General features: G+C 58.2%; 23 protein-coding genes. 12 read left to right on the top strand and 11 right to left on the bottom strand.

The window, feature by feature from the left end; translation table 11 throughout:
* Window positions 1-10: 10 nt before the first annotated feature.
* From AC2CGI_RS02980 to AC2CGI_RS02960, 5 genes are all read right to left on the bottom strand, one after another.
* Window positions 11-844 (bottom strand): SDR family NAD(P)-dependent oxidoreductase, encoded by an 834-nt coding sequence (locus AC2CGI_RS02980; protein WP_015378472.1) that lies wholly within the window; start codon window positions 842-844, stop codon window positions 11-13.
* Between the two features lie 64 nt (window positions 845-908).
* Window positions 909-1,637, bottom strand: a complete 729-nt coding sequence (locus AC2CGI_RS02975) for an SDR family oxidoreductase (protein ID WP_242517194.1) — start codon at window positions 1,635-1,637, stop codon at window positions 909-911.
* A 42-nt stretch (window positions 1,638-1,679) separates the two neighbouring features.
* Window positions 1,680-2,315: an SDR family oxidoreductase gene (locus AC2CGI_RS02970; protein WP_015378474.1), complete on the bottom strand. Its 636-nt coding sequence runs from the start codon at window positions 2,313-2,315 to the stop codon at window positions 1,680-1,682.
* Window positions 2,316-2,330: 15 nt separating this feature from the next.
* The gene (locus AC2CGI_RS02965; protein WP_076740654.1) at window positions 2,331-3,266 is read right to left on the bottom strand and encodes an alpha/beta hydrolase; all 936 of its coding nucleotides are present in this window, start codon (window positions 3,264-3,266) and stop codon (window positions 2,331-2,333) included.
* Window positions 3,266-4,186, bottom strand: coding sequence for an alpha/beta hydrolase (locus tag AC2CGI_RS02960; protein ID WP_076740653.1), 921 nt, complete (start codon window positions 4,184-4,186; stop codon window positions 3,266-3,268). The genes AC2CGI_RS02965 and AC2CGI_RS02960 overlap by 1 nt, the downstream gene beginning before the upstream one ends.
* A 138-nt stretch (window positions 4,187-4,324) precedes the next feature.
* Between AC2CGI_RS02960 and AC2CGI_RS02955 the strand changes: the two genes are divergently transcribed.
* A complete protein-coding gene (locus AC2CGI_RS02955; protein WP_004935498.1) occupies window positions 4,325-5,233 on the top strand; it encodes a LysR family transcriptional regulator in 909 nt (302 codons plus the stop codon).
* Between the two features lie 122 nt (window positions 5,234-5,355).
* Here the strand turns inward: AC2CGI_RS02955 and AC2CGI_RS02950 are convergent, their stop codons facing one another.
* Window positions 5,356-5,658, bottom strand: coding sequence for a helix-turn-helix domain-containing protein (locus AC2CGI_RS02950; RefSeq protein WP_004935502.1), 303 nt, complete (start codon window positions 5,656-5,658; stop codon window positions 5,356-5,358).
* Between the two features lie 4 nt (window positions 5,659-5,662).
* Window positions 5,663-6,016 (bottom strand): type II toxin-antitoxin system RelE/ParE family toxin, encoded by a 354-nt coding sequence (locus tag AC2CGI_RS02945; RefSeq protein WP_076740652.1) that lies wholly within the window; start codon window positions 6,014-6,016, stop codon window positions 5,663-5,665.
* A 436-nt stretch (window positions 6,017-6,452) separates the two neighbouring features.
* Between AC2CGI_RS02945 and tcuC the strand changes: the two genes are divergently transcribed.
* Window positions 6,453-7,748 carry an MFS transporter gene (gene tcuC, locus AC2CGI_RS02940; protein ID WP_004935508.1) on the top strand — a complete coding sequence of 432 codons (1,296 nt, stop codon included), beginning with the start codon at window positions 6,453-6,455 and terminating at the stop codon, window positions 7,746-7,748.
* A gap of 26 nt (window positions 7,749-7,774) precedes the next feature.
* A complete protein-coding gene (locus AC2CGI_RS02935; protein ID WP_076740651.1) occupies window positions 7,775-8,581 on the top strand; it encodes a substrate-binding domain-containing protein in 807 nt (268 codons plus the stop codon).
* On the opposite strand, the gene psrA is transcribed toward AC2CGI_RS02935, so the two are convergent.
* From psrA to AC2CGI_RS02920, 3 genes are all read right to left on the bottom strand, one after another.
* Window positions 8,556-9,455, bottom strand: coding sequence for an L-proline-binding transcription factor PsrA (psrA, locus tag AC2CGI_RS02930; protein WP_015378480.1), 900 nt, complete (start codon window positions 9,453-9,455; stop codon window positions 8,556-8,558). The two genes, AC2CGI_RS02935 and psrA, sit on opposite strands and share 26 nt — an antisense overlap.
* A 104-nt stretch (window positions 9,456-9,559) precedes the next feature.
* Window positions 9,560-9,925: a diacylglycerol kinase gene (locus AC2CGI_RS02925; RefSeq protein ID WP_004935528.1), complete on the bottom strand. Its 366-nt coding sequence runs from the start codon at window positions 9,923-9,925 to the stop codon at window positions 9,560-9,562.
* Between the two features lie 219 nt (window positions 9,926-10,144).
* Window positions 10,145-11,269, bottom strand: coding sequence for a hypothetical protein (locus tag AC2CGI_RS02920; protein WP_016927031.1), 1,125 nt, complete (start codon window positions 11,267-11,269; stop codon window positions 10,145-10,147).
* A 738-nt stretch (window positions 11,270-12,007) separates the two neighbouring features.
* Here AC2CGI_RS02920 and AC2CGI_RS02915 point away from each other — a divergent pair.
* From AC2CGI_RS02915 to spt, 4 genes are read left to right on the top strand one after another with little or no spacing between them, the layout of a single operon-like run.
* Window positions 12,008-13,747: a fatty acyl-AMP ligase gene (locus AC2CGI_RS02915; RefSeq protein ID WP_075686272.1), complete on the top strand. Its 1,740-nt coding sequence runs from the start codon at window positions 12,008-12,010 to the stop codon at window positions 13,745-13,747.
* A complete protein-coding gene (locus AC2CGI_RS02910; protein WP_004935535.1) occupies window positions 13,744-14,658 on the top strand; it encodes an NAD-dependent epimerase/dehydratase family protein in 915 nt (304 codons plus the stop codon). The genes AC2CGI_RS02915 and AC2CGI_RS02910 overlap by 4 nt, the downstream gene beginning before the upstream one ends.
* Window positions 14,659-14,689: 31 nt before the next feature.
* Window positions 14,690-14,950 (top strand): acyl carrier protein, encoded by a 261-nt coding sequence (locus AC2CGI_RS02905; RefSeq protein ID WP_015378483.1) that lies wholly within the window; start codon window positions 14,690-14,692, stop codon window positions 14,948-14,950.
* Window positions 14,937-16,109 carry a serine palmitoyltransferase gene (spt, locus tag AC2CGI_RS02900; RefSeq protein ID WP_004935542.1) on the top strand — a complete coding sequence of 391 codons (1,173 nt, stop codon included), beginning with the start codon at window positions 14,937-14,939 and terminating at the stop codon, window positions 16,107-16,109. The genes AC2CGI_RS02905 and spt overlap by 14 nt, the downstream gene beginning before the upstream one ends.
* 70 nt (window positions 16,110-16,179) lie before the next feature.
* Here spt and AC2CGI_RS02895 read toward each other — a convergent pair whose 3' ends face one another.
* Window positions 16,180-16,911, bottom strand: a complete 732-nt coding sequence (locus tag AC2CGI_RS02895) for a nucleoside/nucleotide kinase family protein (protein WP_015378484.1) — start codon at window positions 16,909-16,911, stop codon at window positions 16,180-16,182.
* 372 nt (window positions 16,912-17,283) lie between these two features.
* Here AC2CGI_RS02895 and AC2CGI_RS02890 point away from each other — a divergent pair, with 372 nt between their 5' ends.
* The 5 genes from AC2CGI_RS02890 (at window position 17,284) to AC2CGI_RS02870 (ending at window position 21,697) form a co-directional block, all read left to right on the top strand.
* On the top strand, window positions 17,284-18,009 hold the full coding sequence (locus tag AC2CGI_RS02890; protein ID WP_033632594.1) for a nucleoside/nucleotide kinase family protein: 726 nt from the start codon (window positions 17,284-17,286) through the stop codon (window positions 18,007-18,009).
* Between the two features lie 30 nt (window positions 18,010-18,039).
* Entirely contained in the window at window positions 18,040-18,834 is a 795-nt protein-coding gene (locus AC2CGI_RS02885) for a nucleoside/nucleotide kinase family protein (RefSeq protein ID WP_049242475.1), read from the top strand.
* 72 nt (window positions 18,835-18,906) lie between these two features.
* On the top strand, window positions 18,907-20,244 hold the full coding sequence (locus tag AC2CGI_RS02880) for a lipopolysaccharide biosynthesis protein (RefSeq protein WP_004935553.1): 1,338 nt from the start codon (window positions 18,907-18,909) through the stop codon (window positions 20,242-20,244).
* Window positions 20,241-21,110, top strand: a complete 870-nt coding sequence (locus AC2CGI_RS02875; protein WP_075686266.1) for a hypothetical protein — start codon at window positions 20,241-20,243, stop codon at window positions 21,108-21,110. Before AC2CGI_RS02880 ends, AC2CGI_RS02875 begins: the two co-directional genes overlap by 4 nt.
* 20 nt (window positions 21,111-21,130) lie before the next feature.
* The gene (locus tag AC2CGI_RS02870; protein WP_049242478.1) at window positions 21,131-21,697 is read left to right on the top strand and encodes a YtfJ family protein; all 567 of its coding nucleotides are present in this window, start codon (window positions 21,131-21,133) and stop codon (window positions 21,695-21,697) included.
* Window positions 21,698-21,709 lie beyond the last annotated feature (12 nt).

Here is a 21,709-nt window from a genome sequence, read left to right as displayed (position 1 = left end):
CTTGATGCCATTAATCAAAATCGGTCGTCTTGCTGAGCGCCTCAAACTCCCACGTTTCTTCAATGCGGGACTGCAACGTCGGCATGACGAAATCGATAGCATCATTACCGATTAATAGCTGGCGCGGAGGCGTGTCCATTTCCACCAACCGGCAAATCACCTGCGCAAGTTTGGCAGGATCGCCCTGTTGCTGACCATCGGCGGATGCCAGTAGCTCGCGCGCGCTGCCAAAAGCGGCATAATCGGCAATGCTTCTTTCCCCGTACCGGGCAGAACTGTCATTGAGAAATTCGGTGCGGAAAAAGCCGGGCTCAACGGCGGTGACGGTAATTCCAAGAGGCGCGACCTCATCAGCCAACGCCAGGGTCATACCTTCCACGGCAAACTTCGACGCGGAATAAAATGTGGCGTTCGCGACGGCTTTTACGCCGGCGATGGAAGAGGTGTTGATAATGCGCCCGTTCCGCTGGCGCCGCATCACCGGCAGCACCGCGCGCAATACATTGGCCATGCCGAAAACGTTGGTTGAAAATTGCTGCTCTATCTGTTCGGCTGTCGCTTCTTCAAAACGCCCCAACAGACAGAACCCGGCATTATTCACTAATACATCAATGCGGCCAAAACGGCTCACGGCCGCATCTGCAGCAGCCAGCGCCTGATGTTCATCACGAACATCAAGCTCCAGCAGCTCAATCTTTTCCGCTGCAACATCGCTGAATGTCCGGCGCAATTTTTCCCTATCCCGCCCCGTTGCAACCACACAGTCCCCCTGTTGCAACGCAGCCCTGACAATATGGGCGCCCATGCCGCGCGCGGCGCCGGTGACAAACCAAATGCGATTCATATCTGTTCACCTTAATCGGTTTAAAAACTCGTACTGCCTCATCGCAGTACGAGGTGTCGAGGCACTAAAGCGTCAATTGCAAACTAGGGCGTATCACGATGTCATCGAGTAATACGCCGGGCGGTTGAGCAAATGAATAGACCAATGCACGAGCCACATCATCCGGCATGAGAGCCTGAATGGCATCACGACGTTCGCGCATCATGTCCGCAGAAACATTGTGTCCCCATTCCGTATGCACCGCCCCCGGATGAATCAATGACACGCGTATCCCTTCTTCAGCCAGCTCCTGCCGCAAACCGTCACAGAACCCCCTGACTGCAAATTTGGTGGCGCAATACACGGCCCAGTTAGGCGCGCTGCTTTTCCCCCCGACGCTGGATACCGTGGAGATCATTGCGCCGGAGCGATTTTTCATCAGAGGGATAGCTTCGTAGGAACAGTTCAACACGCCGTACATATTCGCATTGATCTGCTCCTGCCAGCCCTCGGGTGAGCTCTCCTCGAACCGACCGAAAATCCCCATGCCCGCGTTGTTGAAAAGCAGATCCACACCGCCGAAACGGCTCTTCACCTCATTAAAAAGTGACCGGACCTGAGCTAAATCAGCAACGTCAGCGTCAAAGGCGACGGCGGCCCCGCCCAGTTCGGCAGCCAGGCTTCCGATTCGCTCTTTGCGTCTTGCTACCAGCACGACCGAAACGCCTTCCGCAACCAATCGGCGGGCGGCAGCTTCACCAATACCGCTTGAAGCCCCGGTGATAACAGCGACTTTGCCGCTGAGACTGTTCATCTCCATCGTCCTGCCTCTATAGAAAAATTTTATGGCGGGTGTTTACATAAAATACGGCTTGTCACCGTCAGTGCCCGGCTGGTTGACGCCGATGTTCTCACCCAGATGTTTTTTCGGTTGCTCGATGATGTCGGCAACTAAAGCGGCGACGCTCTTGCGCGATACGATGGTTCCTTTGAACGGCGCATCGCGGGCGGTAAGCTCATAGTCAACCAGGTCTTCATCCGTTAACCAGGCCGGGCGCAGAATGGTGTAGTCCAGCCCGGAGGCTTCAATCGCGTCAGCCGCCCGACGAAATGGCTTGAGGGGCTCACCGATGATCGCGTTGTTCCATTCACCGAATTTTCCCGGGACCTCATCATAAATCCCCAGCGAAAGAACGAAGATCAGGCGTTTGACGCCGCTGGCCTGCATGGCGGCAATCACCGCCTCAGCCTGCACATCCAGATCCTCTCCCGTCAGGTTGGCATACACCAGATCCTGGCCCTGCATCGCTTGTTCCAATGCGGACGGGTTCAACACATCGCCGATAAGGATCCGGCCGTTGGCCGGGCGCGACCGGATTTTTTCCGGCTGGCGAGCGAACAACGTTTGCACAAGCGACTGTTCATCCGCCAATCTGTCGATAACATGGCGGGCGATTTGGCCGCCGGCGCCAAGGATCAATACATTCTTCATGGTGTTCTCCATCGGTTATTCACCCAGGTGCGCGGCCAAAAACGGCAGCACGTAGTCCATCGCTGCGCGAACGGCTTCCGGTTTGTCATACAGCTCGTAATGTGAAAAGTCCGCTAACGAGACCAGCTCGCGATGCGCTGAAGCCGTTGCGCGCCCATAGACTTCCATGCCATCGCGATAGGCGCCGAAGGCACCGACTTTCTCGCCCACCACCACCATCACCGGCTGAGTCAGCAGCACCTCGGTAAAGGCGAAGGCATCCCAGGCCAGCGTTTTTTGCGCATGCGAGAACAACATGCGCGTCGCGCCACCCGGCTGTTGACCGCGCGCGGTCTTGTAATAGTCTGTCGCTTCGAAAACGTCGCGTTCGGTGAGCCCATGGGCCGTTGCCTCTTGAGGACTGGCGGGCAGCAGTTCATTGACCTGAAGCTCTCCGCCCCGCGCTTCCCGGGTGCGCTGCGCAGCCATCGCATTCAGCGCACCCAGCGGATCGTAGCCGCTGAAGCCTTCGCGGAAGAGTCGCCCAATATTAACGCCGGTGATGCTCACCACGGCTTTGATGCGTTTCTCTGTCAGCGTGGCATTGACGGCATAACCGCCGCCGCCGCAAATGCCCAGCACGCCGATACGCTCCGCATCGACATACGGCAAGGTGACGGCATAGTCGATGACGCGGCTGATGTCTTCCACCCGCTGGGTCGGATCTTCTATCCAGCGCGGCGCCCCGCCCGACTCCCCCTGAAAACTGGCGTCATAGGCGATAACGACGTACCCCTGCTCCGCCAACGCCTTACCGTAAACATTGCCGGAGGTTTGTTCCTTGCAGCTGCCGAAAGGATGGACGCTGACCACCGTCGGGTAGCGCTTGGATTCATCGAACCCCGGCGGCAGCTGAATGTGGGCGGCGATGTGCCAGGCCATATCGGCGTTTTGGATGCGGATATTTTTCATTACAGCGTCTCCTCAAAGAACGGCACCAGGACGGAAACGGCTTCGGCGACATAGGCTTTACCGTCATACAATTCCATATGATTCGCGCCTTCGACGATGTGGTAACGCTTGTCGCTGCTCGCGGCGCGGTCGTATAAATCGTCACTCATCCATTTACTGCCCGCCACACTGCCCGCCACGATCTGCATCGGCTGGGTCAGATACACTTCGGCCATATGGTAGGCGTCGTAGGTAATGATCTGGTTGAGGCTGCGCAGCGTCGCATAGCCGGGCGCCGTCGGATATTGCGCGCGCGGGGTGTGGTAATACTCCCAGGCCTGGCGCAGCTCTTCGTTCGGCGCATCGGATTCTTTCATCGGCGCCAGCGGCATGGTGGCATGTTCACCGCTGCTGATATCGCTGGTGCGGGCGTTGGAGCCCGCCTCAACGTACGGCAACGCATCAATGGACTTCACATTGTTTTCCCACCCGTTGCGGAACATCGAGCCGATATTGACGGCGCTGACGGTGCCGATGGCCTTGATGCGGCGATCCTGGATCGCGGCGTTGGCGGTATAGCCCGCACCGGCGCAAATGCCCATCGCGCCAATGCGCTCGTTGTCGACATAAGGCAGCGTGGTCAGGTAATCAATCACCGCGCTGACGTCTTCGGTGCGGATATAAGGGTTTTCCAACTGACGGGGTTCGCCGCCGCTTTCCCCCTGATAAGAGGCATCGTAAGCCACGGTCACGAACCCCTGCTCCGCCAGTTTTGCGGCATAGGTGCCGGCGGTTTGCTCTTTCACGCCGCCCCCCGGGTGAGAAACGACGATGGCCGGATACTGACGGCCCGCGTCGAAGGCCGGCGGGAAGTAGAGCACTGCGGAAAGATCGATGGTTGGGTTATTGCTATTCGTGAAGCTGATTTTCTGGTTCATCATCCGGTTCCTCATCAGGGTGGTCGGTTAACTGCATCGTTTCTGATTCTCACTATAGACATTGAACATTAAGATGATTAGACCCAAAATAATGATTAGACCTATCACTTAAATGATTAATCAGCCGAACGGAAAACAGAGATGAAACGTGATGAGATAGCCGATTTGGTGGCATTTGTGGTGGTCGCCGAGGAGCGCAGCTTCACCCGGGCCGCGGCCCGCCTGGGCATGGCGCAGTCAGCGTTAAGCCAGATCGTCCGCCGCATCGAAGAACGGCTGGGGTTTCGTCTGCTGACGCGCACCACGCGCAGCGTAGTGCCCACCGAGGCCGGAGAGCAGCTCTTGTCGACCCTGGGTCCCATGCTGCAAGACCTGGATTCCGTCATGACTTCACTGGGCGAGCTGCGCAACCGCCCTTCCGGCACCATACGCATCACCACGGTGGAGCATGCCGCTAAAACCCTTTTGCTGCCCGCCATGCGCATGCTGCTGAAATCTCACCCAGAAATTAACGTGCAGCTCATCATCGATTATGGTCTTAGCGATGTGGTCGCAGAACGTTTCGATGCCGGCGTCCGTCTGGGGGGAGAGATGGATAAGGATATGATTGCCGTGCGGATTGGGCCTGATATTCCGATGGCGATCGTTGGCGCGCCGGATTATCTTGCCCGGCGAGGCACCCCGACCTCGGTGGCGCAACTGGTCGATCATCAGGCGATTAACCTCTATCTTCCTACATCGGGCACCGCCAACCGTTGGCGGCTCATGCGCGGGGGACGTGAAGTTCGGGTTCGCATGGAAGGCCAACTGTTGTTAAACACCATCGACCTGATCCTGGACGCCGCTCTCGACGGGCACGGCCTGGCCTACCTGCCTTGCGATCAGGTGCAGAACGCCCTTGACGAGAAAAAACTCGTCCGCGTGCTGGACAAGTTCACCCCGGACTTACCGGGGTATCATCTTTACTACCCACACCGCAAGCACCCAGGATCGGCCTTTTCTTTGCTTATCGATGTGCTTAGGTTTAACGACGCGCAGAAGCCCAAATAGCGTGCTGCCGCCTGAATCCACTCCGACAGGCACAGGTATCGTCTCCTGTCAGAGAAACTCTGGTTGAGAAAAGCCCGCTCAGGAAGACCTGAGCGGGCTTTGTGCTGTTTTGCCGTTAGCGCTTACAGCACAAATTCGTAGTGCGAACCGTCCGGCAGTTCGACATCCAGGCGCAGTTTGCCGCCGGCCGCCTCAACATAGCGTTTAAGCGAAGACAGTTTCAGATCGCGGCCCGGTTTTTCCATCACGGCGACGGTCGGTTGCCTGATACCCAGCGCCTGCGCCATTTCAACCTGGGTTTTCTGCACCTTCTCGCGCAGCTCGGCAAGATGGATGTTCAGCATAATGTCCGTCGCCATTGCCTGCGCTTCGGCCACGACCTCGGGCTTTTCCTCCGCAATAAGCTGTTCCAGCGTTCTGCCCATCGCGTCACTCCTTCTCTTTTAGTGTGTTCAGCCAATTCGTGAATTCCCGATCGGCAATCTGCAGCATTCGATCGTAAAAACGTTTTTCATCGCCCGCTTTATTGCCCGCGCAAAGCACCATGCCGATACGGTTCGGATCGAAGGCGAAAAATGCCCGCAACGGTTCGCCACGGCTCTGAATACGCAGCTCTTTCATGTTGCTGTAACGCGAGCCTTTAACCGTATCGGCATAGGGCCTGGGCAAGCCGGGCCCTTTTTCCCGCAGGACCATCAATGCAGCAAGCACGCAGGCCCGGTCGGCATCGCTGAGTGATCTTAACCAATGATCAAATGCATCCGTTGTTTTAATTTCCCACACGGGCCCCCTAAAATATAGATCAATAGCTATATAGATGTAAAGCTATAGCAGAGAGGCACTGGGATGGCATGCAAAGGCATGCGTTGTTACTGCAAGGCTGAACGTACATCCACGCATTTTGCAAACGCAGTGCGCGGCATTCACCTTTTTACGCGCGGTATCGAATAATCGTTCAGAGGCACGGGGCGCTTCCCCGCCGCCCCTTTATGAACCCTGTCACAAAAAGCGCATAACGTTTTCGGCGTTCTGCGCAGCGGGCGATGAGCGACAAACTTGTTAACGCCACGTTACATCGGGTTAGGCAACATTGTTAACGCCGATTGATGCGCTAAACGCATCGCGCCATGCGTTTATTGCGCTTATTTACTTTATTTTCCTGAGCGAGTCTTCAGCAACAGGCGCGGCGTCAGGCGCCAATAACAAACTGGAGATAACGATGCATTCCTCTACCTCACCCATGACCATCCGGGCCAGATCCGGCGCGATACTGCGCGTCACCTCCGGCAACTTTTTAGAGCAGTTCGATTTTTTCCTGTTCGGCTTTTACGCTACCTACATCGCACACACCTTTTTCCCGGCCAGCAGCGAGTTCGCCTCGCTGATGATGACCTTTGCGGTATTCGGCGCGGGCTTTTTGATGCGCCCGATCGGCGCCATCGTGCTGGGCGCTTACATCGATAAAGTCGGCCGCCGCAAAGGGCTGATCGTCACCCTGTCGATCATGGCCGCGGGCACCTTCCTGATCGTGCTGATCCCCTCTTACCAGAGCATCGGGCTTTGGGCGCCGCTGCTGGTGCTGTGCGGGCGTCTGTTGCAAGGCTTCTCGGCGGGCGCGGAGCTGGGCGGCGTGTCCGTCTATCTGGCCGAAATCGCCACGCCGGGCCGTAAAGGCTTCTACACCAGCTGGCAGTCCGGCAGCCAGCAGGTGGCGATCATGGTGGCGGCGGCCATGGGCTTCGCGCTCAATGCGGCGCTGGAAGAAAGCGCCATTCGCGAATGGGGCTGGCGCCTGCCTTTCCTGTTCGGCTGCCTGATCGTTCCCTTCATCTTCTTCCTGCGCCGCAAGCTGGAAGAGACGCAGGAATTTACCGCTCGCCGTCACCACCTGGCGATGCGCGACGTGTTTAAAACCCTGCTGAAAAACTGGCCGGTGGTGATCGCCGGCATGCTGATGGTCGCCATGACCACCACCGCGTTTTACCTGATCACCGTCTATGCGCCAACCTTCGGCAAAAAGGTGCTGCTGCTCAGCGCCTCCGACAGCTTGCTGGTCACCCTGCTGGTGGCGATCTCTAACTTCATCTGGCTGCCCATCGGCGGCGCGCTGTCGGATCGTTTCGGCCGCAAACCGGTGCTGGTCGCCATGACGTTGCTGACGTTGGCCACCGCCTACCCGGCGCTGAGCCTGCTCGCCGCCGCCCCCAGCTTCGGCATGATGCTGGCCGTGCTGCTGTGGCTGTCCTTCATTTACGGCCTCTACAACGGCGCCATGATCCCGGCGTTGACGGAGATCATGCCAACGGAAGTGCGGGTGGCCGGGTTCTCGCTGGCCTACAGCCTGGCGACGGCGGTGTTCGGCGGCTTTACGCCGGTGGTCTCCACCGCGTTGATCGAATATACCGGCGACAAGGCTTCACCGGGCTACTGGATGAGCTTCGCCGCGCTGTGCGCCCTGCTGGCGACGCTGTATATGTATCGCCGCATCGCCATGCCGCTGCAAACCGCGCGCTAAGCCGCCATCTCAAAAGGAATGATGCCATGCAAAAACTCACTCGTTCGATCCTCGCCGCGCTGGTGTGCGCCTCCTGCAGTACGGCGGCGCTGGCCAAAGACGTGACCGTGATGATCTCCGGCGGCTTCAAAGCCGCACTAGAGAAGCTGGCTCCGGAATATGAAGCTCAAAGCGGCGACAAAATCATTCTGGTGTCCGGCCCCTCGATGGGCAAAACGCCGCAGGCGATCCCCGCGCGGCTGGCGCGCGGAGAGCAAGCCGATGTGCTGATCATGGTGGGCGACGCGCTCACCCAACTGGAAAAAGAGCGCTGGACCCAGCCGGGTTCACGCGTGGAGCTGGCCGATTCGCCGATCGGCATGGTGGTGAAACAGGGTGCGCCCAAGCCGGTGATAAAAACGGATGCCGAGCTGCGCAATGTCCTGCTGCAGGCTGACTCTTTCGCCTATTCCGACAGCGCCAGCGGCCGCTATGTCAGCGGCCAACTGTTCAAAAAGCTGGGCATCGAGGAACAGGTGAAAGGAAAGGCGCATAAGGTTGAGCGCATTCCGGTGGCCTCTGAAGTGGCGCAGGGGAAATACGCGCTGGGCTTCCAGCAGGTCAGCGAATTGCTGCCCGTGGCGGGCGTGACCTTTATCGGCGAGCTGCCGGAAAACGTGCAGTACATCACCCGCTTCGCGGGCGCGGTAACCGCCAAGGCGGAGCACCGCCGCGAAGGCAAAGCGCTGCTGGACTTCCTCGCTTCCCCTCAGGCGCAGCCGACCATTCGCGCGACCGGCATGCGAACCGTGCCGGCGCCGCAGCCGGTCAAGCAGAGTGATACTGTTCAGTAATCAACTTTTCCAGCTCGGCGGCGACGAAAGACTGCATGCGGCCGCCGCGTCTGATGAGACCCACGGTACGTTTCACCACTGGATCGACCAGCGGCACCGACGTCAACACCGAGTGCTCTGAAGCGGGCATCGACATGGCGGGCACGGCGGCAATGCCGATGCCCGCCTCAACCATGCCCAGCATGGTCGTCACATGGCGAGTTTCACACACGCTGGGGCGTTCCGGCACGAGGTGTTCCAGGCGCTGATCGAGCAGATTGCGATTGCCGGAGGTTTTATCCAGCGAGACGTAATCCTGCTGATAGAACTCTTGCCAGGTGAGGCTCTTTTTAGCGGCGAGCGGATGGTCGCGCCGGCAGGCGGCCACGTAGACGTCCCCCACCAACGGCACAAATTCAAGATTAGGCTGCAGCCGCCCGGCGAAGCAGATGCCGAAATCGGCCTGGCCGCCGGTGACCGCCTCGATGACATGACCTGCGCTGCCGTCGATCAGCTTGACGCGCACGCGCGGATAGCGCAGCCGGAAACGGCGTATCACGTCGGGCATGAAATAGTAGGCCGCCGAGGGCACCGTGGCGACGGTAACCAGCCCCACCCGCTCCTGGCTGACCTTGTCGATATCGGCCAACACCGCTTCGACGTTCATCAGCAGCTGATCCGAACGCTCGGCAAAAGCCTGCCCGTACAGCGTCAAGGTCACGCGCCGGGTGGTGCGATCGAACAGTTTGCTGTCCAGCGCGTTTTCCAGCTTCTCAATCCTGCGGCTCAGCGCCGACTGCGACAGGCAGATGGACTCTGCGGCCAGCCGAAAATTGCCGTACTCCACCAGCGCGCGAAACGCATAGAGATCGTTGAGATCAAAATTCACGGGCATAACGACCAACTCTCCTTGCTGAAAATGGCAGAAGACGCAAAACAGCGATGATAACCGCTTATATCGCCACGTTCACCGACTGGGTGGTTGAACCACCCAAGCCCCTATCGCCCCAGCAGCACCATTCCCCAAATAATGATAGTCATCACCACGGCTACCAGCTGCGCTGCGCCGCCCAAATCTTTGGCGCGTTTGGATAACGGATGCAATTCCAGCGAAATGCGATCGACTACGGTTTCAATCGCCGTATTAAGCAGCTCAACCACCAATAGCAGAAAACTGCAGGTGATTAATAACAGCCTTTCTATATTTGTAATATCTAAACCAAATGTAACAACCAGTAAAATGGCGTTAATAACCAATAATTGGCGGAACGCATCTTCGGTAAGCACAGCATCAATAAACCCGGCCCAGGAATTCCTAATGCTGTAGGTTAATCGGCTTATTCCTTTTTTCTTTTCCACAGGCATACAATCAGCTCTCGTCAAAACTGCGACAGTCACTCGCAAATAAATCACGCAGCGTGAATTTATCTCGAGTTTATTAATTAAAAACCTTAACCGTTCTCTTTCAGGAAACGATGCATTCACTCACTCGCCGTCCCCCTGCTCCTGAAACGCCACCGCCCGAAAATGCCCTGGCGCGGTTATTATTCTGGGAGCGTCAAAAAGGGACGCGATATCAGCCGCTTAAAGCGTTTTCTCGTACAAGCGGTAACGCTTGTACGGCACCGCGCCGATGCGTTCTAAAATCGTCCGCATGCCGGTATTGGTTTCCAGGATCCACGACATTTCCAGCGCGTCGATATTGCGCTTCGCGAAAGGCTCGCGCAGCGCCTCAATCAGCAGCAGCGCAATAATGGGCCCGATGCGGCTGAATTGATATTCCTGGCGTACGCCCATCAACGGCACGCGCGCGGTGCGCACGCCGCTGACTTTCAGGCGCCACAATAGCTTCGCCCAGCCGAACGGCAATAAACGCCCCTGCAGATCGGCAATCGCTTCGTTAATGTTCGGCAGACCGACGATAAAGGCGCAGGGGGCGCCATCCACCTCGGCGATATGGATCATATCGTCGGGCACCAGGAACTTCAGCTGATCCCCCATGGTGGCGAACTCGTGCTCGGTGAACGGGACAAACCCCCAGTTATGTTGCCACCCGGAGTTGAACACCTCGCGCAGCACCTGCATCTCCTCGCGAAAGCGCTTGCGATTGAGACGGCGGACGGTCACCTTTTTACGCACCTGATCCATCATCCGGGTTAACGACGGCGAAAAATGCAGGTCGGTTCTTTTCATCCAATAGGCAAGCAAATCAATCCCTTCACTGTAGCCCTGCTGCGCTATCTGGGCCGCGTAGTAAGGTTTCGCGTGCGTCATCAGGGCAGAAGGCGGGGTATCGAACCCTTCGACCAACAGGCCGCTTTCCTGATTGATATTGAGGCTGAATGGCCCGGTGATTTTACGCGCGCCTTTCGACCTCAGCCACTCCTCCGCTACCGTGAATAAGGTGCTGAACACGGCGGGATCGTCAACGGCGTCAATCATGCCGAAATGGCCGGTATCCTCACCATGCAGCTCCCGGTGCAGAGAATCGATTTGCGCAGTGATGCGCCCAACCACTTTGCCCTGTTTTTTGGCCACCCATGCCTGCCATTCAATATGGTCGGTCCCGGGATTCTTCTTTGACAGGTGCTCTTCGCGCTCTACATGCAGCGGCTCAATCCAGTTCGGATCATCGCGAAACAGTTGCGAGGGGAAAGCAATAAATTCTTTAAGTTCGCGTTTATCCAGAACTTTCTCAATACGGATCATAAATAGCCTTACGTTTTAATAAAATAATTAAATAAGCACGCGACAACGCCTTTAGCATTTTTTATGCTGTTGCCTTTTATTGAATTGTGTATTGCCTCCGGCTCACTGATAAGAAAAACCGAATATTCCCCCTCGGCGAATCAGCAACGTGTTGCCTGACATTCACCCTGTGATGTCCATAATTGATAAAAAAAGGAAACAGAAAGCGGCGCAGTCAGGCTACGCTAATAGTGCTCTTTTATTATTTCGTGCTGTTATGGTAAAAGAAACTCGCCGCTTTTAGTGTACCGACTTTAATCAGGAGGTGCGCCGCCATTTTTACCACTTAATGCTATTTTTAAGATTAGCCTTAAATGAATCGTTCACTTTTGAATTTCTTGCGGCATACTGTTTAGGAAGTGTTTAAGTTCCAAGATAGCCATGCATGAGGTCATAACCTATGAGCCGACAGTTATTTCCTGCCCGACAGATGCAGACTAAAGAACGGCGAAGTCCGGATATTACAATAGTCTCTCATATCTCGCCAGGGTGCCGCTCAAGGCTGATAACTCGGGCTACTCACGCTCTGCCCGGTTAATAACCGGCATGCCGCTCGAGCACGGCAATATACGCTGTTCGCGGAATGAAGATGGTTGAATAACAAACTTATTCAAAACCTATTCATAGTAAAACATCAATTACCTCGCCAAGAGTGATTTCTCTCTTTTGGTGATTTTTAATCTATGGCTAAGTTTGTCTATGTCTGAAACAAGTTCCGTTCATTCTCTTCCCATGCGCTATGCGGACTTCCCCACGTTAGTGGACGCGTTGGATTACGCGGCACTCGGTAATACGGGAATGAATTTTTACGACCGTCGCAATCAACTCGTGACCGTTCTCGACTATCGCACGCTGCAGCAAAAAGCGATCGCGGGCGCGCGGCGTTTATTGTCCCTGAAGCTCAAGAAAGGCGATCGCGTGGCGCTTATCGCCGAAACCAGCCCGGGCTTCGTCGAAGCCTTTTTCGCTTGCCAATATGCCGGCCTGGTGGCGGTGCCGTTGGCGATCCCGATGGGCGTTGGCCAGCGCGACTCCTACACCGCCAAACTGAAAGGGTTGATCGCCAGCTGCAACCCTGCGGCGATCATCAGCAGCGAAGAGTGGACACCGCTCATCTCGTCGGCCACGGAAAACTCTTCGGCGATGCACATCCTCAGCGACGCAGACTTTAACGCCTTGCCAGAACCGGAAATCGCGTTGCCGGCGCCTTCGCCCGACGATATCGCCTATCTCCAATACACCTCGGGCAGCACCCGCTTTCCGCGCGGCGTGATCATTACCCAGCGGGCGGCCATGGCGAACCTGAACGCGATCAGTCGCGACGGGATCAAGTTGCGCGCCGGCGACCGCTGCGTTTCGTGGCTGCCCTTCTATCACGATATGGGCCTGGTCGGTTTCCTGCTTACGCCGGTGGCGACCCAGCTGTCCGTCGACTACCTGCGCACGCAAGATTTCGCCATGCGCCCGATGCAGTGGCTGAAACTGATCGCCAAGAATCGCGGCACGGTGTCCGTCGCCCCGCCGTTCGGCTACGATCTGTGTCTGCGCCGCAGCAACGCCAAAGAGCTGGCCGATCTGGATCTTTCCAGCTGGCGGGTTGCGGGCGTGGGCGCCGAGCCGATCCCGGCCGAGCTGCTCGCCCAGTTTGGCGAACACTTCAGCAGCATCAACTTCGACAGCAAAGCCTTCATGCCGTGCTATGGCCTGGCCGAGAACACCCTGGCGGTGAGTTTTTCCGACCCTTGCTCCGGCCCGCAAACCAACGAGGTCGACCGCGATATTTTGGAATACGAGGGTAAAGCGGTCGCGCCGGGCAAGAAGACCCGCGCCGTCTCGACCTTCGTCAACTGCGGCCGTGCGCTGCCCGGCCACCGCATCGAGATCCGCAGCGAAACCGGGCAACCGCTGCCGGAACGTCAGGTCGGCCATATCACGATTTCCGGCCCCAGCCTGATGAACGGCTATTTCTGCGACGATGAGTCCCAGCAGCAGATCCAAGTGACCGGCTGGATGGACACCGGCGATCTCGGCTATCTGCTGGACGGCTATCTGTACGTCACCGGCCGCAAGAAGGATTTGATCATTATTCGCGGCCGCAATATCTGGCCGCAGGATATTGAGTACGTCGCGGAATCCGAACCGGAAATCCGTTCCGGCGATGCGATTGCCTTCGTGACCGAAGAACACGACGAAGCGGCCAGGATCATTTTGCAGATCCAGTGTCGAGTCAGTTCGGAAGAACGCCGTGAACAAATCGTGCATTCGCTGAGCGCGCGCATTCAAAGCGAGTTCGGCATCGCGGTGGACATCGAGCTGCTGCCGCCGCACAGCATTCCCCGCACGTCGTCGGGTAAACCCGCACGCGCGGAGGCCAAGAAACGCTGGCTGAGCGCTTCGCTCTACCCGCAAATGCCGCAGCTGGCCGGTTTCGCGCAATGAGCGGCACCGTGGCAGTGACGGGCGCGACCGGCTTTATCGGCCGGCACATCGTCCAGGAACTGCTGGCGCAAGGGTTTAGCGTGCGCGCCCTGACGCGGCAAGCCGGAAAAGCCGCCGCAGACAACCTGCAGTGGATCCCCGGCGCGCTGGAAGATCGGCCCTCGCTCACCGAACTGGTGCGCGGCGCGGAGTGCGTCGTGCATTGTGCGGGCCAGGTGCGCGGGCATGCGGAAGCGGTGTTCACCCGCTGCAACGTCACCGGCAGCCTGAATTTGATGCAGGCGGCCAAACAGAACGGCCGCTGCAATCGCTTCTTGTTCATGTCGTCGCTGGCGGCCCGCCATCCGGCGCTGTCCTGGTACGCCCATTCAAAACAGGCCGCCGAGCAGCAACTCATCGCCGCCACGGGCGATATCGCGCTGGGGATTTTCCGCCCGACGGCGGTTTACGGGCCCGGCGATAAAGAGCTGAAACCGCTGTTCAACGGCCTGCTGCGCGGCGTGCTGCCCCGGCTGGGCGCGCCTGACGCCAGGCTCTCTTTTCTGCACGTGAGCGATTTGGCAAAGGCGGTCAGCCAATGGGTGCAAACCGAACCCGCGCAGCCAAATATTTACGAACTGTGCGACGGCGTGGCCGAAGGCTATAACTGGCTGCGCCTGCGGGACATCGGCGCCGCCGTGCGTCACGGGCCGGTGCGGCTGGTGGGCATTCCGCTGCCGCTGCTGAAAGCCCTGGCGGATATCAGCGTGGTGTGGAACCGCCTGGTAAAAAAAGAGCCGATGCTGACGCGCAGCAAAATACGCGAATTAACGCATCGCGACTGGTCCGCCAGTAATCAGGCGCTGTCGCAACAGATTAATTGGTTTCCACAGGTGAGTTTGGAACGCGCGCTGCGTGAAGGGCTGTTTTAATTATTCCAAGTAGAGGTGTGTCAACGTTCTTATGCTAAATCGCGATGCTGTAATGGATTATATCCTGACGTGTTTGCAAGGTATCGTCGAAGGCGGAGTGGAAATAAAACCTGATAGCGATCTCGTCAATGATCTTGGCCTGGAATCCATCAGAGTCTTGGATCTGCTGATGATGCTGGAAGATGAATTAGATATCTCCATTCCTATCAATATATTGCTTGATGTCAGAACGCCTGAGCAACTGCTTGACGCGCTGCGCCCTTATCTGGAGAAAAACCATGGGACTGTATGATAAGTTTGCGCGGCTCGCCAATGACCGTGAACAATTTCAAACGTCCGGTCTGAATCCGTTCGGCACCTGTATCGACGAAGTGTATTCCGCCACCCAAGGGCGCATCGGCGATCAAAAGATTGTCCTCGCCGGCACCAATAATTACCTTGGCCTGACGTTCGATGCGCAGGCGATCGCCGCCGGCCAGGCGGCTCTGGCCGCGCTCGGCACCGGCACCACCGGCTCGCGCATGGCGAACGGCAGTTACGGATCGCACCTGACGCTGGAACGGGAGCTGGCGGAATTCTTCGATCGCCCGAGCGCCATCGTGTTCTCCACCGGCTATACCGCCAACCTGGGCGTCATCAGCACGCTGGCGGGGCCGGGTGCCGTGGTGCTGATCGACGCGGACAGCCACGCGAGCATTTACGACGCCTGCGCCCTCGGCGGCGCGGAAATTATTCGCTTCCGCCACAATGACGCCGCCGATCTGGAGCGCCGCATGGTGCGCCTGGGCGAACGCGCCCGCGAGGCGATCATTATCGTGGAAGGCATCTACAGCATGCTGGGCGACGTCGCCCCGCTGGTGGAAATCGTCGACATCAAGCGGCGATTGGGCGGGTATCTGCTGGTCGACGAAGCGCACTCCTTCGGCGTGATGGGCGAGCACGGCCGCGGCCTGGCCGAAGCGCTGGGCGTCGAGCAAGACGTGGATATCATCCTGGGCACCTTCAGCAAAAGCCTGGCTTCGATCGGCGGCTTCGCCGTCGGCGGCAAGGGGATGGACGTGCTGCGCTACAGCAGCCGGCCGTATATCTTTACCGCTTCGCCGTCGCCGTCCAGCATCGCTTCGGTGCGCACGGCGCTGCAAAAAATCGCCCGCCATCCCGAGCTGCGGGAAAAACTGTGGAGCAATGCGCACCGCCTGTACCACGGCCTCGCCGAGCTGGGCTATACCCTGGGGCCGCGCATCAGCCCGGTGGTGCCGGTGATGATCGGTTCAAAGGAAGAAGGGTTGCGTTTCTGGCGCGAGCTGATCGCCCACGGCGTCTATGTGAACCTGGTGCTGCCGCCGGCCGCGCCGGCGGGCGTGACCCTGCTGCGCTGCAGCGTCAATGCCGCGCACAGCGATGAAGAAATCGACACCATCGTGCGCGCCTTTGCGGCGCTGAAAAAATAAAGTCTTTCCTTCTCGGCCGCGGCGGCGGTGCCGAAAATGGCCACGCCGCCCTGCCGAACCGATGCGCACCTCAGTGCGCAGCCGTTGATACCCCATCAGCCGAATAGCGATACCCCTGCGCCGCCATAAATTCCGCGATGGCTTTTTCCGCCGCCGAAAGCACCTCCTCGATCGGCCGATCGGCATCGAGATCCACGATGTCGGCGCCTTCGAACGTCAATAGCGGCGTGACGGCGATCTTCTTCTCCAGCGCCGCTTTGCGGTGATCGGGTTTGCGCGCGCAGGCCACGTCCAGACTGACATTCAGCTTGAGCACCAGATCCGGTTTTTGCCCCGCCATCCATTGAAACGCCGCCCGTTCACGCGCCGCCAGCCAACGGACGAAACGGCTGCCTTCAACGTCGACGGGAAAAACCGTGCCGTCGTAAGCGCCAGGGATCTGCGCCTGCGGAAAACGGTCGGTCAACACGATGAACCCTTGCCGGCGATACGCCAGCATGCGGCGAAAACGCAGCAGCCGCCGCCCCACGAAAGCGATGATCACCGCCGACGGCAACAGGCCGATCCGGGATTTTTTCGTTTTGACTTTTTTGGTATTGCTCTCGATAGCCTTGCCCACCGAGCGCCCGAGCAGCGGCAATTTCGCCGCCGCGCGCCCGACATTGCCCGCCTGTTTGCCCAGATGCACCTGCACCGCCGGGCCATAATGTTTCACATACTCGATCAGATGTTCACAAACGGTGGACTTACCCGATCCGTCGCTGCCGATAACCGCAATCAGCGGCGGAAATTTTGCACTCATAATAAGACTCTCTTTCAATACACCAGAAACGGCGTGCCATATTTGAAGCGAACGATCGCTTATCATTGCCGCGGTGGCTGCGTGAAAAAAAATTTGCCATACGCAGCGCCAAAAAGCACAAAAGATTAAGCGAAAATTGAAAACCTCTGCTCTTTTTTCGCCGTGAGCCATGCCGAGAATTAACATAAAAAGCGAAACCAGCCCACGCACGAACAATTAGCACAAAATAACAAGAACAAACGCCATGAATATCAATTCAAATAACGAAAAGGAATACCGATCTCATTATTTTATCGCAGCAAAGCACAATAAATATCTTGAACCCAAGGCGTATTGGAATACAATAGTTTTTTTCGCATTGGATCAATTATTGTGAGTCAGCAGATAAGACCTTCATCTGATCGCTCGCCCGTGCGCGTAATAGCGATAACCGGCTGTGACGGCTCGGGAAAATCCACGTTAGCCGCCAGCCTGGTCAACGCTTTATCGGCACAAGAACCTGCCGAACTGCTGTATCTCGGCCAGTCTTCCGGGCGTATTGGCGAATGGATCAGTTCGCTGCCGATTATTGGCGCGCCCTTCGGGCGTTATTTGCTGAAGAAATCGGAACGCGTGCATGAGCGCCCTTCCACACCGCCGGATAATGCCACGGCGCTGGTGATATTTTTACTCTCCTATTGGCGCGTTTATAAATTTCGTCGCATGCTGAAGAAAAGCCGCAGCGGCGCATTACTGATCACCGATCGTTATCCGCAAGCCGAAGTGGCGGGGTTTCGTTTCGATGGCCCGCAGCTGGCGAAAACCGCCGGCGGCAATCGCTGGATCCGCTGGCTGAGAAAGCGCGAACAAAACCTGTACCAATGGATGGCGTCTTATCAGCCCTTATTATTAATTCGGCTGGATATTGACGAACAAACGGCCTATTCACGCAAACCCGATCACTCGCTGGCGGCGTTGCGTGAAAAGATCGCCGTCATCCCGCACCTAACGTTTAACGGCGCTAACATATTGGATTTAGACGGCCGCGAACCGGCCGACCGTATTTTCGACGCATCGCTGCGCGCCGTTAAAATATCGCTGAGGGCCGCCAATGCCTAGCCGACAAATAACCTTTCCGTACCGAAACAGATGAAAAAAAATAAACTCACCGCCGAACAGGATACCTCTCCCACCTGCATCACCGGGCTGATTGCCGTGGTGGGCAGCGACGGCACGGGCAAGTCCACGCTGACCGCCGACCTGGTGAAAAACCTGCAGCAACATCGCCCCACGGAGCGGCGCTATTTGGGGCTGATCTCCGGCGAAGATGGCGACAAAATCAAGCGTTTACCGTTCATCGGCGTGTGGCTGGAACGGCGCCTGGCGGCCAAATCCGACAAAACCCAGCGCATGAGCAACAGGCCGCCGGCGCTGTGGGCGGCGCTGATCATGTACGGCTTTTCGCTGTGGCGCGCATCCAACCTGCGCAAGGTGCGGCGGTTGGCGCAGAGCGGCGTTCTGGTGATCAGCGATCGCTACCCGCAGGCGGAAATCTCAGGTTTTTACTACGATGGGCCCGGCATCGGCGTGGAACGCGCAAAAGGGTGGCTATTAAGCCGCCTGGCGGCGCGCGAACGCCGTTTATATCAACGCATGGCCGTCTATCGGCCGGAGCTGATCATTCGCCTTGATATCGACGTCGATACGGCCTTTTCCCGCAAGCCCGATCACAGTTACGAAGAGCTGAAAGACAAGATCGCCGCCATGGTGCGCCTGCAATACAACGGCTCGCGCATCATCGAGCTGGACGCCAGAGCCCCTTACGACGAGGTGCTGAGCAATGCGCTCAACGCCATTTCCGCCGTGGTGAACCCCGCGAAGCGCCCGCAGAGTGATCTCGGGCAACCCGGCGAGAACGCCGGTAAAGAAACTCAGGTTTATTAAACGAATACAGGGCAAACGCATGACTGCGGAATACAAAATGCAGCAAAACAACGATAACGGCTGGTTTTGGCTATGAAACGGTGGTTTTCCGACGGCGCGTTTCGTTCCATTTTACGTAATGCCGCCTACCTGGGCTCCGGCAGCGTCGCCAGCGCACTGCTCGGCCTGCTGGCGCTCTCCTGCGCCGGTAAAGGCATGTCGCCTGAAATGTTCGGCGTGCTGGTGGTGATTCAGGCCTATACCAAAGCGGTCAGCGATTTCATCAAATTCCAGACCTGGCAGTTTGTGGTGCAATTCGGCACTCCGGCGCTGGAACATCAAAATACCGGGCGCTTCCGCGACGTCGTCGCCTTCTCCTTTGGCCTGGATATCGCCAGCGGCGTCATCGCCGTGCTGGGCGGCATGATCATGCTGCCGTTCTTGTCTCACGCTCTGGGGCTGGACAGCGAAAGCTTCTGGCTCGCCATGCTGTACTGCACCCTGATCCCATCGATGACCTCGTCCACGCCGACCGGCGTGCTGCGCGCCTTCAACCGCTTCGATTTAATCGCCATCCAGCAGGCGATCAAACCGTTCCTGCAGGCGGTGGGCAGCGTCATCTCCTATTATTTCGATCTGGGGTTCCCCGGCTTTATCGTCACCTGGTACGCCTCTAACCTGATCGGCGGCACGCTGTTTTGGTGGTTCACCGCGCGCGAGCTGCGCCGCCGCGATATCCATGGCGCGCTGAGGCCGCGCCTGTTCAACGTCGCGCGCCGCATCGAGGGCGCCTGGAACTTCGTCTGGACCACCAACATCGCCCATACCATCTGGGCCGCCCGCAACTCCTGCACCACCGTGCTGGTGGGCGTGGTGCTCGGCCCGGCCGCAGCCGGGCTGTTCAAGATCGCCATGACCTTCTTCGATGCGACGGGCACCCCGGCCAAGCTGCTGGAGAAAAGCTTCTATCCCGAGATCATGCGCCTGGATCCGCGCACCAAGACCCCGTGGCTGCTCGGCCTGCGCTCTTCGCTGCTGGCCGGCGGCATCGGCCTGGCCGTTGCGGTGTTGATGTTGCTGGTGGGCAAGCCGCTTATTTCCGCGGTATTCGGGCAGCAATACCTGGAAGCCTATGACCTGATTCAAATCATGCTGGGCGCGATCATCGTCTCCATGATGGGCTTCCCGCAGGAATCCTTACTGTTTATGGCGGGCAAACAGCGCGCCTTCCTGATCGCGCAGGCGACGGCCTCGGCGGCCTACATTGCGCTGCTGGTGTCGATGGCGTATGCCTTCGGCGTGCAGGGCGCCGCCTTCGCTTATTTACTTGGGCAATGTTTAGACGTTCTGTTATCCCTGATACCGACGATCGGCGCCTACCGCAATCGCTTTATGTTGGGGCTGAATGTGCCCAAAGAGAGTAATCAATGACCGCTAGCAATAATTGGAAAAAGTTCTCAGCCGAAACCACCCAGGCGCTGTTTGTCGCGGTGGAAGAGGACGACCTGGTTGAGGCGAATATCAGCCTGCCGCAGCAGATTGATCTGGAATGCTCCCCCGAGAGCATTCGGGACAACTACGCGCTGTGCCTGCAGTTTTGGGAAGACGGCTTTTCCCGCCGCGAGCTGCTGCAATTGGTGAACGGTTTCCTGCAAGACCCGCAGTTGGCGGCGGCTACTCGCATGCGCTACAAATATATCCGCGCCCGCTATAAGCACCTGCGCTTCGCCCAGCAGCTGTACGGCACCCCGCACCGCGCCAACCGCCTGTTCCACACCACCACCGTGGTGCTCGGCCATTTTCAGGACGCGTTTCGCAACGGCAACCAGAAGAACCTGACGCTTTACGGCAACCTGCTGCGGCTGCTGCTCAGCAAGCCGGTGTGGTCTTACGTGCGCTATGCGCTGCGCCACACCCGGCTGGAAAGCGCACAGGGCTTTATCACCTACCGCCAGGAGCAAATGCGCCAGCTGCAAACGCTGATCGCCGGCCCGGCGCTGACCGGGCATCAGTTCCATGACGTGCGCAAAATCGTCAGCCGCCAGGTCTCGTTCTACGACACGCTGAGATCGATCGATCCCGACAACCGCGAGGCCCGGCAGATCTCGCGCTTCCTGGCGGCGATTAACGGCCTGATGGGCGACCGGCATGACGTGATGGTGGCGGACAAGCTGGCCGGCGGCGATATCTATGATCGGCCGGCGATCCTGGATATCGACATCCGCCAGCGCCTGGAGCTGCTGCTGGCGCGTTTTCCGCTGTCGTTTTCCCAGCCGGCCATCGCGGCGGGCAGATAAGCGGGTTGCACGGAGCCATGATGACGTTACGTCGCTTGCTGACCCTTGCGCTGCTGCTGTCGCCGCTGACGGCATCTGCGCATAACTTCGTGCATGGCCGGCCGGTGGCGCCGATCGCCATCGCCGATCGCGGCGAGCTGCTGCTGCGCAACGGCGATTTCAGCTACCGGCCGTGGAACAGCGCAAAACTGGCGGGCAAGGTGCGGGTGATCCAGTACATCGCCGGGCGCACCTCCGCCAAAAAGAAGAACTCGCTGCTGATCAACGCCGTTAAGGACGCGAACCTGCCGGGCGATCGCTTCCAGCCGACCACCATCGTCAACACCGACGACGCGATACCGGGTTCCGGCTTCTTCGTGCGCGGCAAGATCGAGAAAAACAAACGGCATTACCCCTGGGCGCAATTCATCGTCGACAGCGACGGGCTGGGGCGCATGGCCTGGCGGCTGCCGGAGGAGAGCTCCACCATCGTAGTGCTGGACAAGGCCGGGCGCGTGCAGTGGGCGAAGGACGGCGCACTCACCCCGCAAGAAGTTGACCAGGTGATCACCCTGCTGCGCGCGCTGATCGCGCAGGAGACGCCATGAAGCGCACGCCGC

The organism is Serratia sp. LSHTC3, from assembly GCF_057197125.1.
This window is presented reverse-complemented; position numbering and strand designations above follow the sequence as displayed.